Source organism: Megalodesulfovibrio gigas DSM 1382 = ATCC 19364 (assembly GCF_000468495.1).
Taxonomy (GTDB): Bacteria; Desulfobacterota; Desulfovibrionia; order Desulfovibrionales; family Desulfovibrionaceae; genus Megalodesulfovibrio; species Megalodesulfovibrio gigas.
Genome location: NC_022436.1, coordinates 84,230 through 95,973 on the forward strand (window position 1 = coordinate 84,230; position 11,744 = coordinate 95,973).

Annotated in this window: 10 protein-coding genes; all 10 read left to right on the forward strand. The window is 66.5% G+C overall.

The features are described from left to right. The first annotated feature begins 34 nt into the window (after window positions 1-34). The 10 genes from DGI_RS16595 to DGI_RS16640 all read left to right on the forward strand — a co-directional run bounded on the left by DGI_RS16595 (window position 35) and on the right by DGI_RS16640 (window position 11,672). The gene (locus DGI_RS16595) at window positions 35-1,852 is read left to right on the forward strand and encodes an SDR family NAD(P)-dependent oxidoreductase (protein WP_027193333.1); all 1,818 of its coding nucleotides are present in this window, start codon (window positions 35-37) and stop codon (window positions 1,850-1,852) included. Between the two features lie 17 nt (window positions 1,853-1,869). Then, the gene (locus tag DGI_RS16600) at window positions 1,870-3,279 is read left to right on the forward strand and encodes an aminotransferase class I/II-fold pyridoxal phosphate-dependent enzyme (protein ID WP_051286664.1); all 1,410 of its coding nucleotides are present in this window, start codon (window positions 1,870-1,872) and stop codon (window positions 3,277-3,279) included. Next, a complete protein-coding gene (locus DGI_RS16605; RefSeq protein WP_081696955.1) occupies window positions 3,263-4,540 on the forward strand; it encodes a capsule biosynthesis protein in 1,278 nt (425 codons plus the stop codon). Before DGI_RS16600 ends, DGI_RS16605 begins: the two co-directional genes overlap by 17 nt. 14 nt (window positions 4,541-4,554) lie before the next feature. Next, window positions 4,555-5,160, forward strand: coding sequence for a GNAT family N-acetyltransferase (locus DGI_RS17640; protein ID WP_021758467.1), 606 nt, complete (start codon window positions 4,555-4,557; stop codon window positions 5,158-5,160). Next, window positions 5,157-5,960: an SDR family NAD(P)-dependent oxidoreductase gene (locus DGI_RS16615; protein ID WP_021758468.1), complete on the forward strand. Its 804-nt coding sequence runs from the start codon at window positions 5,157-5,159 to the stop codon at window positions 5,958-5,960. Before DGI_RS17640 ends, DGI_RS16615 begins: the two co-directional genes overlap by 4 nt. Then, the gene (locus DGI_RS16620) at window positions 5,960-7,504 is read left to right on the forward strand and encodes an LTA synthase family protein (RefSeq protein ID WP_021758469.1); all 1,545 of its coding nucleotides are present in this window, start codon (window positions 5,960-5,962) and stop codon (window positions 7,502-7,504) included. The genes DGI_RS16615 and DGI_RS16620 overlap by 1 nt, the downstream gene beginning before the upstream one ends. Before the next feature lie 231 nt (window positions 7,505-7,735). Beyond that, window positions 7,736-8,374 carry a winged helix-turn-helix transcriptional regulator gene (locus DGI_RS16625; protein WP_021758470.1) on the forward strand — a complete coding sequence of 213 codons (639 nt, stop codon included), beginning with the start codon at window positions 7,736-7,738 and terminating at the stop codon, window positions 8,372-8,374. Further along, a complete protein-coding gene (locus tag DGI_RS16630; protein WP_021758471.1) occupies window positions 8,374-9,510 on the forward strand; it encodes an N-acetylneuraminate synthase family protein in 1,137 nt (378 codons plus the stop codon). Before DGI_RS16625 ends, DGI_RS16630 begins: the two co-directional genes overlap by 1 nt. Window positions 9,511-9,641: 131 nt before the next feature. Beyond that, window positions 9,642-10,595 carry a glycosyltransferase gene (locus DGI_RS16635; protein ID WP_021758472.1) on the forward strand — a complete coding sequence of 318 codons (954 nt, stop codon included), beginning with the start codon at window positions 9,642-9,644 and terminating at the stop codon, window positions 10,593-10,595. A 93-nt stretch (window positions 10,596-10,688) separates the two neighbouring features. After that, window positions 10,689-11,672: an AAA family ATPase gene (locus DGI_RS16640; protein WP_021758473.1), complete on the forward strand. Its 984-nt coding sequence runs from the start codon at window positions 10,689-10,691 to the stop codon at window positions 11,670-11,672. Window positions 11,673-11,744: the final 72 nt, after the last annotated feature.

Genomic DNA, 11,744 nt, shown 5'->3' on the forward strand with positions numbered 1-11,744 from the left:
GACGCACCTGGCCCGGCTGCAGCCCGGGGAACGCGTGCTCATCCACGGCGCAGCCGGCGGCGTGGGGCTGGCCGCCATCCAGATTGCCACGCTGCTGGGGGCGGAAGTGTTCGCCACGGCCGGTTCCCCGGCCAAGCACACCCTGCTGGAGCGCCTCGGCGTGCCGCACGTCCTTAACTCCCGGACCCTGGATTTCGAGGAAGCCATCCTCGACCGCACCAACGGCGAGGGCGTGGACGTGGTGCTGAACTCCATCTCCGGCGAGGCCCTCTTCAAAAGCGTGGGCCTGCTCAAGCCCCTGGGCCGGTTCCTGGAGCTGGGCAAGGTGGATTTCTATTCCAACTCGCCCCTGCGCATGCGGCTGTTGCGCAACAATATCAGCTTCTTTGGCGTCGATGTGGACCAGGTGATGCGCGTCAATCCCCGGCTCTGCCGCCGCCTGTTCCTGGAGATGCTGACCCACTTTGAACGCGGCGAACTCTGGGCGCTGCCCCATGCCCTGCATCCGCAGGCCGCCATTGCCGACGCCTTCCGGGCCATGCAGCAATCCCGGCACATCGGCAAGCTGGTGGTGGAATACGGGGACGACGACGCCAGCGCCGCGGCCGTGCATCCGGCCCTGCCCGCCCCCCTGGCCGATCTGCCGGCCGACGCGAGCTATCTGATTACCGGTGGCCTTGGCGGCCTGGGGCTGCATGTGGCCAGACGGCTGGCCAGCCTGGGCGCGCGGCATCTGGTGCTGGTGAGCCGCAGCGGCGCAGCCACCGACGCCCAGAAGACGGCCGTGGCGGCACTGGAAGCCCGGGGCGTGGCCGTGACCGTGCTCAAGGCCGACGTGGCCGACGGCCCGGCCCTGCGCAAGGCGCTGCAGCAGGCGTTGCAGCAAAATGGGCAGCACCTGCCGCCCCTGCGCGGGGTGGTCCATTGCGCCGGGGTGCTGCGGGATGCCACCATCGCCAACCTGACAGCCCAGGACATCCGCACCGTGCTGCGGGCCAAGGCCCTGGGCGGCTGGAACCTGCATCAGGCTGTTGAATCCATCCCGCTGGATTTCTTCATCATGTTTTCCTCGGCCACCACGGTGTTGGGCAATCCCGGCCAGGGCAATTACGTGGCCGCCAACACCATGTTGGAAAACCTGGCCGCCTACCGCCGGTCCCTGGGCCTGCCGGCCGTTACGTTCGGATGGGGGCCGGTGTCGGATGCCGGCATGCTCCTTGGCCGGGCCAATGTGCTGGAATCCCTCAAGACCATCACCGGCGCCCAGGAACTGCGGGCCGAAACGGCCATGGACTTCCTGGAAACCTACTGCGGCCATGCCCTGTGCACCCTGCATGTGTTCAAGGTGAGTTTCAAGAAGCTGGCCCGGCTGCCGTATGTGGGCACCTCCATGTACCGGCTGCTGGCCTCGGAAACCGCCGGGGAGCAGCCGGGGCAGGAACAGGCGGACATTCGCGAGGCCCTGCGCGGCCTCACGGCCAAGGAGGCCGTGGCGCACCTCTCCGGCCTGCTGGCGCAGCACTTTGCCCGCATTCTGCGCGTGCCTGTGTCCCGCATCCGGCACGACAAACCCCTGAGCGAGCTGGGCATGGATTCCCTGATGTACGTGGAACTCGGCCTGGCCACGGAAGAAGCCTTCGGGGTGGACATTTCCGCCCTGACCCTGGACAAGACGGACAGCATCCTGACCCTGTCGGAAATGATCCGCCGCATGCTGGAAAAGACGGACGCCCCGGATCTCGCCTCGGCTGAGATCATGGCCCAGCGCATCAAAAAGGTGCACGGCATCGACATGTCTCCGGCGCAGGCCAAGCAGCTGCTTGAGTCCACCGGCCTCGACTCCATCAACTGACCATACGGGAACCATCCATGCCCGCTTCAGATTCCTCTCGACCCGGCTCAGGCATGAGCGACCAGAACAAGCAGTCGCTGCTTGAAAAAATGCGCGCCAAGCTCTCCACGCGGACCACCCCGGCCCCGGCCGGCCGGGAGGCCGCGCCCGCGGCTCACGGGGGGGAGGCGTGCAGCTTCAAGCAGTTTGCGGACGTCAAGAAAATCCAGATCCACAAGGCCGTGGCCAAACAGTGGAACATCGATTCCCTGTATTTCCTCTGTCATGACGGGCTGGCCAGGGATACCACCACCATCGACGGCCGCGAGTATCTGAACTTCTCCACCTATGATTACCTGGGCCTGAACGGCTCCCCGGAAATCAACGCCGCGGTGGTTGAGGCCCTGGAGCGCCACGGCAGCACGGCCTCGGGCAGCCGGCCCACCTCGGGCGAGCGGCCGCCGCACCGGGCGTTGGAACGCAGCCTGGCCGCCATGTACAATGCCGAAGACTGCGTGGCCTTTGTCAGCGGGCACGCCACCAACGTCTGGACCATCTATCAGCTGTTCAAAAAGCGCGATCTGGTGGTCTATGACAGCCTGGCCCACAACTCCATCATCCAGGGCGCCCAGTTCTCCGGCGCCGTGCGCATGCCCTATGCCCACAACGACGTGGAGGCCCTGGACACCCTGCTGACCGCCGAACGTGGCCACTACAAGCGCTGTCTCATCGTCACCGAAGGGCTGTTCAGCATGGACGGGGACACCCCGAACCTGCCCCGGCTCATCGAGCTGAAAAAGAAGCACCAGTGCTTTCTGATGGTGGACGAGGCCCATGCCGTGGGCGTGCTGGGCGCCACCGGGCGCGGCATTGCCGAGCATTACGGCGTGGACCCTGCCGGCGTGGATATCTGGATGGGCACCCTGAGCAAGACCCTCTGCGGCTGCGGCGGCTATGTGGCCGGCTGCGCCGAGATGGTGGAATGCCTGAAGTATCTGGCCCCCGGCTTTCTGTACAGCGTGGGCATGTCGCCGCCGGTGGCCGCGGCCAGCAAGGCCGCCCTGGACATGATGCTGCGCGAGCCCCAGCGTGTGCGCGCCCTGCAGGATATCGGCCGCTATTGCCTGGATTACGCCCGGGGCAAGGGCCTGGATACCGGCCGCTCCGAGGGCCATTCCATCGTGCCGGTGATGGTGGGCAGCTCCATCGAAGCCGCGGTGCTGGCCTCCCGGCTGTTCAGCAAGGGCGTGTACGTCATCCCCATCATTTTCCCGGTGGTGGAGGAACGCGCCGCCCGGCTGCGGTTCTTCCTGTCCAGCCACCACACCCGGGAGCAGGTGCGCCAGGTCGTGGATCTGGTGGTGCAGGAACTGCCCCAGGTGCGCGAGCAGGTGGCCGCCATGCTTGAGGAACAACAGCAGGGCGACGCGAATGACATGCAGGATTAACCCGGCCGCCGACATTGGCACGGTTTCGCCGGAGCGTGTGCCCGCCAGCAGCCGCTCCTTCCTGTTTTTGCAGGGCCCCCAAAGCCGGTACTTCCGCCGCCTGGGCATGGCCGTGCGTGCGTGCGGCGCCAAGGTGCGCAAGGTGAACCTGTGCGGGGGGGACGTGTTCCTGTGGCCCTTCCCCTGCGTGCGGACGTATCACGGGTCTCGCGGCAACTGGCCGCGCTGGATTGCCGACCAGATGGACCGCGACGCCGTGACGGATCTTGTCCTGATGGGCGACAACCGGCCCATGCACCGCGATGCCATCTGCATTGCCCGGGCCCGCAACATCCGGGTGTACGTGGTGGATGAAGGCTATCTGCGGCCCAACTTCGTCACCTTTGAGCGCGAAGGCGTCTATATCCGCTCCAGCCTGCCCAATACGCCGGAGACCATCCGGGAACGCGCCGCCACCCTGCCCGAAGCGCCCCCCATGTACGCCTATCCGGACTGCATGCACACCCGCGTGCTGGAGACCATCCAGCACCACGCCGGCAACACCATCCTCCTGGGCATGTTCCCGCTGTACCGCACGCATCGGCCGTATCCCATCTTCTGGGAACTCAGGGGCTGGTTGCCGCGGTATGTGACGCGCCGCCGCCGCAAGCTGGAAGCCCTCACCCGCCAGCGGACGCTGCTCAGGTCCGGCGAGCCGTATTTCCTGTTCCCCTTGCAGCTGGATTCGGATGTGCTGGTGCGATCCTATTCGCATTACGGCGTGCGCGACTCCATCATGCAGGTGTTTTCCTCCTTTGCCAACGCCGCCCCTCCGGGGTGCCGGCTGGTGGTGAAGAATCATCCCCTGGACAACGGGCTGATCAATCTGCGCCAGTTCGTGGACAACTTCGCCCATGCCTCGGGCATCCAGGACCGCATCATCTATCTGGACGGCGGGCAAGGCCGGCCGCTCATGGATTCGCCCCAGTGCCGCGGGGTGGTGGTGGTCAACAGCACCATGGGCCTGGAGGCCCTGGCCCTGGGCCGGCCGGTGTTCTCCCTGGGCAAGTCCATTTACGCCCTGCCCGGCCTGGCCGTGACGCCCCGGGAAGCCCCGCTGGAACAATTCTGGACCGCGCCGCGGCTGCCCGACGCGAGCCTGATGCATGAATTTGTCAAACTCCTGCATGCAGAGGCCCTGGTTCCGGGAAATTTCTATACTGATGCAGGCATTGCGGCGGCCGTGGAAGGTTCCCTGCGCCGCCTGGGTCTGAAAGCATAAGCCAGGATGCAGACATGTCATTGAGCTTGCGCCAGGCCGATCCCGAAGACGCGGAGCAGATCGCCCGCATTGTCCGCGAGGTGTCCGGCGGGGTGGCGGATTACCTGTTGCGTGGCGCGTCCCTGCTGGTCTCTCCGGAACGGCTGCTGTCCTCGTTGATCATGGAAACCGGCAATCCCTTCAGTCATGAACACGTGCTGCTGCTGGAAGGCGGATCCACCCTCGCCGGCCTGCTGCTGGCCTACCCCTGGGACCTGCACGGCGTGCCGGACATCCTGCACAAGCTCGTGCCCCGCAAACGGCTGCAAACCCTGGAAGGCCTGCTCCAGATGGCCGACGCCAACAGCCTGTATATCAATACCATCTGGGTGGCGGAACCCTGGCGCGGCACCGGCGCGGCAGCCGAACTGCTGGAATGCTCCCTGCTGCTGGCCGCGGAACACGGCCTTTCCAAGGTCAGCCTGCACGTCTGGGCGGACAACACCCGGGCCGTGCGCTTCTATCGCCGCCACGGCTTCGAGGTGGTGAAGCATTTCAACGTCCCCCGGCAACGGCTGCTGCCCCATGACGGCGGCAACTACCTCATGAGCCGCACCGTGGATGCCGACCGCTCCGCATGAACGCACGGCATGTTCTCATCACCGGAGCCACCGGCGGCATAGGCCAGGCCCTGGCCCTGGAATTTGCCGCCCCGGGCGTGCGCCTTGCCCTGTGCGGCCGCGATGCCGCCCGGCTGGCCCATCTGGCCGAACGCTGCCGGGCCCTGGGCAGCACCGTGGAGGCCCGGACCCTGGACGTGCGGGACGGCCCGGCCCTGCGCCAGTGGATCCAGGCCGTGGACGATGCCTGCCCGGTGGAGATGGTCATTGCCAATGCCGGGGTTTCCAGCTCCCTGGGACCGGACGACACGGCCGAACCCATTGAGGATGTCCGCCGGCTGTTCGCCGTGAACACCCTGGCCGCGGTGGAGACGCTTTCCGCCCTGGCCGAGCGCATGCGCCAACGCCGCGCCGGCCGGCTGGTGGTGATCAGCTCCCTGGGCGGCTGGGCCGGCATGCCCTCCTCCCCGGCCTACAGCGCCAGCAAGGCCGCGGCCAAGGTTTACGGCGATGCCCTGCGCGCCTGGCTGCAGCCGTACGGCGTCCGCGTCAGCGTGGTGTCTCCCGGGTTTGTGGATTCGCCCATGAGCCGGCGCTATCAGGGATCCAAGCCCTTCACCATCAGCGCGGCTCAGGCGGCCCTGCGCATCCGCCGCGGCGCAGAACGCGGACAGGCGGAAATCGCCTTCCCCCTGCTGCTGGCCGTGGGTCTCAAGCTGCTGGCCCTGCTGCCGCCCCGGCTGGTGGATCTCATCCTGCGACACGGCTTTGCCTTTCACGTGCTGCCGGATGCCGAATCCCCCCGGCGAGAGGAGCGTTGATGCTGCATCCTGCCGTGGCCTTGCTCCTTGCCGTGGTCGTGGGTCTGGTGATGCATCGCGTGGACGCCGTACAGCACCGCTGGAAGACGCTGGATCATCTCATCGACGGCCTGCCCGCCGCCCTCGTGGCCGTGCTGTTTCTTGTCCTGCTGGCCCTGACCGGCCGGCCGGTGATCTCCCTGCTGCTGGTGGCAGGCGGCACGGTGCTGCTGTCTGTGGTCAACCGGCTCAAGCGGCAGTTGTTCCACGAGCCCATCGTCTTTCTGGACGCCGCCCTGTGCATGCAGGTGATCCGGCATCCCGGCTTTTATGTCCCCTACCTGTTTCCGCCCCCTGTCCTGCTGGGCGGGCTGCTGCTGACGGGCGGCCTGGCCTGGCTCTGGACCCAGGAACCGGCGGTGCATGCGGGCTGGCGCTGGCTGGCCGTGACGGCCCTGGGCATTGGCGCAGCCGTGGTGGCGCAGCTGGGTGTCATTTTTCTGCCATCCCGGCGCGAAGCCGCCGTGCCCCTGCTGGAGCAGTACCCCCCGACCCTGGACGCCAACGAGGACTTTGCCCGCTTTGGCCTGCTGGCCTCCCTGGTCCTGCATGGCCTGTGGCATGTGCATCTGCGCGGCCGCGAGGGCCGGCCAGGGGTGCCCCGCTTTGAGGACGGCGCACGCAGCCAGCCGATGCAGCACGCCCCGGTCTGCTCCGCCCACGCGCCGCATCTGGTGCTGGTCCAGGCGGAATCCTTTTTTGACATCCGCAGACACCTCCCCACGGCCCCGGCCTCCCTGCTGTCCAATCTGGACACCCTGCGCCAGCCGGAACACGGCGGCACGGGCGGGCCGTTCCTGGTCCAGACCCATGGCGCCTACACCATGCGCACGGAATTTTCCGTGCTCACCGGTCTGCCCCTGCACACACTGGGGACAGACGCCTTCAACCCCTACTTCACCGCCAGCCGCCGGCCGGTGTGGTCCCTGGCCTGGGCGCTGCAGCAGGCCGGCTACCGTACGGCGTGCATCCATCCATTTTATCTGTCTTTTTTCAGACGAAACCGCGTGCTGCCGCACCTGGGCTTTCAGGAGCTGCACGGCATTGAGACCTTTGCCGACGCCCCGCACTGCGGCCCCTACGTAAGCGACGCCGCCCTGGCCGAGGCTGTGCTGCGCTGGCTGGCCGCCAGCAGCGAGCCGGCGTTTGTCTTCGTCATCACCATGGAAGCCCATGGCCCCTGGAAGCCCGGCCGCCTGCCCGGCGGCGAGACGGCCATGGACGTCTATCTGCAGCACCTGCAGCATACGGACGCCATGTTTGGCCGTCTGGCCCGGGGTTTGCAAGATCTAGAACGGCCGGCCTGGCTCTGCGGCTACGGCGATCACGTCGGCTGTCTGCCCGAAGCCACGGGCGGCAAGGCGGCCGCGCGCGTCCGGGATGCCATCGTCCCCACGGACTGGTTGTTGTGGTCCAGCCGGCCAGAGATCTGCCCGCCCCTGCCGGCGCAACACGCCGTGCGGCCCGAAGCCCTGGGGGCGCTGCTGCGGCAGGTTGCAGGGTAGCCGCCATTTTTTTGTCAAGATATGCGTTGATCCCCGGACCAAGGGTTAAGAGGAAGCATTGATCGGCCGATGAGCGTTCAAGGACCGAACAAAACCCCAGCAGCGAGCCTCCGCATGTCCCACAAGTCCGCATCCCGGCGGCAGCCGGCCCCCTCTTCCGCGGCACAAGCCGCTTGCGCCGTGGCTGACCGCCTGCTAGAGACTGCCCATGCAGGTTCAATTGGTCGCCGCATGAACAGTTTGCCAGTGCTGCCCCTGCGCACGCGCTATTATTCCCCCAGCCGGGATACCTGGGTGCTGGCGATTCTGGACGCCCTGTCCCGCGACTGCGACCTGTCCCAGCGCGATCTGGCCAAGCGGCTGGGCCTGAGCGGCGCCGTGATCAACCAGCACCTGCACGAGCTCCAGGGCCGCGGCCTGCTGCGTTTCGAGAGCCGCAACGCCAAGAGCTACCGCTACGTACTGACTCCCGAAGGCGAACAATTGCACGCAGAGATGGCCTCCTGCTGTTCCAGCGAAGCCATTCACATTTATACGGCCCTCAAATACCACGTGCGGGAGCGCCTGCGGCTGCTGGCCCAGCGCAATCTGACGCGCATCGTGCTGTTTGGGGCCTCGGAAACCTGTGAGGTGGCCTTGTCCGCCCTGGCCCTGCCCGAGGGGCTGCCCCTGCAGGTGGTGGCCCTGGTGGACAACGACCCCGCCAAGCAGGGCACACTTTTTCACGGCCATGTGGTCTCCCCGCCGCATGTGTTGGAAACCCTGGATTGCCACGCCGTGCTGATCACCTCGTTCGGCCGACAGGGCGAAATCCGTGAACAACTAACGTCCCTGTGCCGCGCCCGGGGACTGGAGATGGTGAGCCTATGATGAGCCCTGCGAACCCCCTGCGGCTGGCGTCCGGCAGGAACATCGGCCTTGGCGCGCCCTGCTTTCTGGTGGCCGAGATCGGCAACAACCATCAGGGCGATATTGTCGTGGCGCGGGAAATGGTCCACGCCGCGGCCGAGTCTGGCGCAGATGCCGTGAAGTTTCAGAAACGCGACATGGACTGCCTCTTCACCCGCGCCGGCCGCGAGGCCCCCTATGGCGGCAAGCACAGCTTCGGCCCCACCTACGGCGAGCATCGCCTTGCCCTGGAGCTGGATCTTGAGGCCATGGCCGAACTCAAGGTCCTGTCCGAATCCCTGGGGATGGTCTTCTTCGCCTCGGCCTGGGATGCCGTGAGCGCCCGAGAAATGCTCGACATGGGCATGGAAATTTTCAAGATCTGTTCGGCGGATGTGGTCAACATCCCCCTGATTCGCCTGGTTGGCGCCACGGGCGTGCCGGTGATCATGTCCACAGGCATGAGCGACTGGGACGACATCGACGTGGCCGTGGCCGAAATGCGCCGCCACCATGATGATATCGTGCTGCTGCACTGCAACAGCTCCTACCCCTGCCCCGATGAGCTGGTGGGCCTGCCGGTCATGGCTGCCCTCTCCCGGCGCTACGGCCTGCCCGTGGGCTATTCCGGGCACGAAGCCGGCCTGGGCCCCAGCGTGGCGGCCGCCGCCCTGGGCGCGTGCGTGGTGGAACGGCATTTCACCCTGAACCGCAACCAGCGCGGCACCGATCATCAGGCCTCGCTGGAGCCGGCGCAGTTCGCGGCCATGCATCGGATGATCCGTGAGGCCGAGGCCGCCATGCGGCTGACCGAAAAGCAGGTCTGCCCCGCGGAACAGGCCAGCGCGGTCAAGCTGCGCAAGAGCATCGTCTTCACGCGGGATCTGCCGGCCGGGCACGTGCTCACCGCCGCGGATATCAGCGTCAAATGCCCCGGCATGGGCATCTCGCCGGTACACTGGGATGACGTGCTTGGCGCCCGGCTGGCCCGCAGCGTGCAAGCCGAGGAACTGGCCGACTGGGCCACCCTGGGCAAGGAAAGCCCCGCCAGCCGCACCGTTCCCCTGGCCCTGGCCCGGAGCGCCAGAGCTGCCAAGGGCGCTGCCGGCGGCGCATAGGGTACAAGAGGCAAGAATTTTCGGGGGAAGAACCTTTCTGAAGAAAGGTTCNGTTCTTCCCCCGAACCCCCTTTCCAAAGACTTTTGGTAGGATGACAGGGCCATCGTACATTTTTTGAAGGGGGGACGCCGTGCGCATTGTCATGATCACCGAGAACGATCCCGCCGGGGTGGGATCGCTGCTGCGCCAAGCCCTGCACCGGCACACGGCCCATGAATGCCGGCTGGTGACGCTGCAGATCCGCTACAATCACCTGTACGAGAAGGATCTGCATGTCCCCTGGCTGGACGACGCCGGCCTGGCCGAGCTGGAAGCCGTGCTGGCCGGGGCCGACGTGTTCCACTTCCACATGCTCGCCGATGAGCACATGCCCCTTGGCCCCTTCACCGCGGCGCAGTTTCTGGCCGGCAAGGGCATTGTGCACCATCATCACGGGCACCACGTCTTTCGGGCCACTCCGGAAATCTTTCAGGAAAAATATCGCCGCCTTGGCCGCACGCATCTGCTGGTGAGCACGCCGGATCTGCTGCACAAGCTCCCGGGCGCGCGCTGGCAGCCCAATCTGGTGCCCCAGGACAATCCCCGCTATCTGCCCAGTCCCCGCCAGCCGGACGGCGCCGTGCGGCTGGCCCATTCCCCCACGCGCAAGGACCTGAAAAACACCGACGAGCTGCTGGCCGTCTGCGAGCGCGTGCAGGCGGATTTGCCGCAGTTGACGCTGGACCTGATCGACAACGCCACGCACCATGAGTGCCTGGCCCGCAAGCAGGCCTGCGACATCGCCTTTGATCACATGCAGGGCTACTACGGCATGGCCTCCCTGGAAGCCCTGTCCATGGGCCTGCCCACCATCGCCGGCCTGGACGAGTGGAACAAAGCCACCATCCGCGACTACTTCGGCTGCCAGGACCTGCCCTGGGTGCCCGCCCACGACGAGCAGCGCCTTGAAGCCACCCTGCGCCGGCTGGTGCAGGATGCCGGCCTGCGCGCGGAACTCGGCGCGGCCTCCCGCCGGTTCATGGAACACGTCTGGACCGAAGCCCGCCTTGCCCGCGATCTCGCGGCATTCTACGAGGCCATGTGACGGCCCTTTATGCCTGACGACAACTTCTAGTTGACTCTGATTTTCATTTTCATTACTTTCCTTCGCAACGCCATTGCGCAAGGAGAAGTGTGCATGAAACCGTCAGAGATTGTCCGGGCATTGGAAACCTTGCTTGCCATCCGGCAGCCGGCCTTTTTGTGGGGCGCGCCCGGTGTGGGCAAAAGCCAGGTGGTGGCCCAGGTGGCGGCCGCCCATGGCCTGGAGTTGCTGGACGTCCGCGCCGTGTTGCTGGATCCCGTGGATTTGCGGGGGCTGCCACGCATCGGCGAGGACGGTGCCTCGGTCTGGTGCACGCCCTCTTTCCTGCCGCGTCAGGGTCGGGGCATCCTGTTTCTGGATGAGCTTAACGCCGCGCCTCCCCTGGTGCAGGCGGCCTGTTATCAATTGATACTGGACCGCCGTCTTGGAGAATACGAGCTGCCCGACGGCTGGACCGTGTTCGCCGCCGGCAACCGCGAATCCGACCGCGCCGTGACGCACCGCATGCCCTCTGCCCTGGCCAACCGCATGGTGCATCTGGATTTCGATCCTGATCTGGATGACTGGCTGGCCTGGGCCGCCAATCACGGCATCGAGCCACGATTGCAGGCCTTTTTGCGCTTCCGCCCCACGCTGCTGCACGCCTTTGACCCCAAGCGGGCGGAAAAGGCCTTCCCCTCCCCCCGGTCCTGGGAGTTCGTCTCCCGCATCCTGACCGCCCGGCCGGACCGCCGCACCCTCCTGGTCCTGCTGCGCGGGGCCGTGGGCGAAGGCGCGGCCGCAGAATGCATCGCCTTCCTGAATGCCTTCGACGAGTTGCCCCACCCTGATGCCGTGCTGGCCGATCCTTCCGGCATCGCCATCCCCGAGGATCCGGCCGTGGTCTATGCCATGTGCGAAAGCGTGGCCCGCACGGCCTCGTCCGACAGCATGCCCAGCCTGGCCACCCTGGCGGCCCGCCTGCCCGTGGAATTCGGCGTGCTCCTTATGCGCAACGCCGCCCGCCAGGAGCCGGGCATTGTGCACACCGATGCCTTTGCCGGCTGGGCCTGCGCCAACAGTGACGTCTTGGTGTAAGCATCGTTGAGCACGGCGTGTGCGAGGGGGAAACCCTTTGAAAAGGGTTCTCCCCCTCGCGCTCCCCCTTCC

What these genes read in the sequence shown, in the direction of transcription:
- DGI_RS16600 (WP_051286664.1), top strand. Translation starts at nt 1,870, where the DNA reads ATGCCCGCTTCAGATTCCTCTCGACCCGGCTCAGGCATGAGCGACCAG.
- DGI_RS16605 (WP_081696955.1), top strand. Translation starts at nt 3,263, where the DNA reads ATGACATGCAGGATTAACCCGGCCGCCGACATTGGCACGGTTTCGCCG.
- DGI_RS17640 (WP_021758467.1), top strand. Translation starts at nt 4,555, where the DNA reads ATGTCATTGAGCTTGCGCCAGGCCGATCCCGAAGACGCGGAGCAGATC.
- DGI_RS16615 (WP_021758468.1), top strand. Translation starts at nt 5,157, where the DNA reads ATGAACGCACGGCATGTTCTCATCACCGGAGCCACCGGCGGCATAGGC.
- DGI_RS16620 (WP_021758469.1), top strand. Translation starts at nt 5,960, where the DNA reads ATGCTGCATCCTGCCGTGGCCTTGCTCCTTGCCGTGGTCGTGGGTCTG.
- DGI_RS16625 (WP_021758470.1), top strand. Translation starts at nt 7,736, where the DNA reads ATGAACAGTTTGCCAGTGCTGCCCCTGCGCACGCGCTATTATTCCCCC.
- DGI_RS16630 (WP_021758471.1), top strand. Translation starts at nt 8,374, where the DNA reads ATGAGCCCTGCGAACCCCCTGCGGCTGGCGTCCGGCAGGAACATCGGC.
- DGI_RS16640 (WP_021758473.1), top strand. Translation starts at nt 10,689, where the DNA reads ATGAAACCGTCAGAGATTGTCCGGGCATTGGAAACCTTGCTTGCCATC.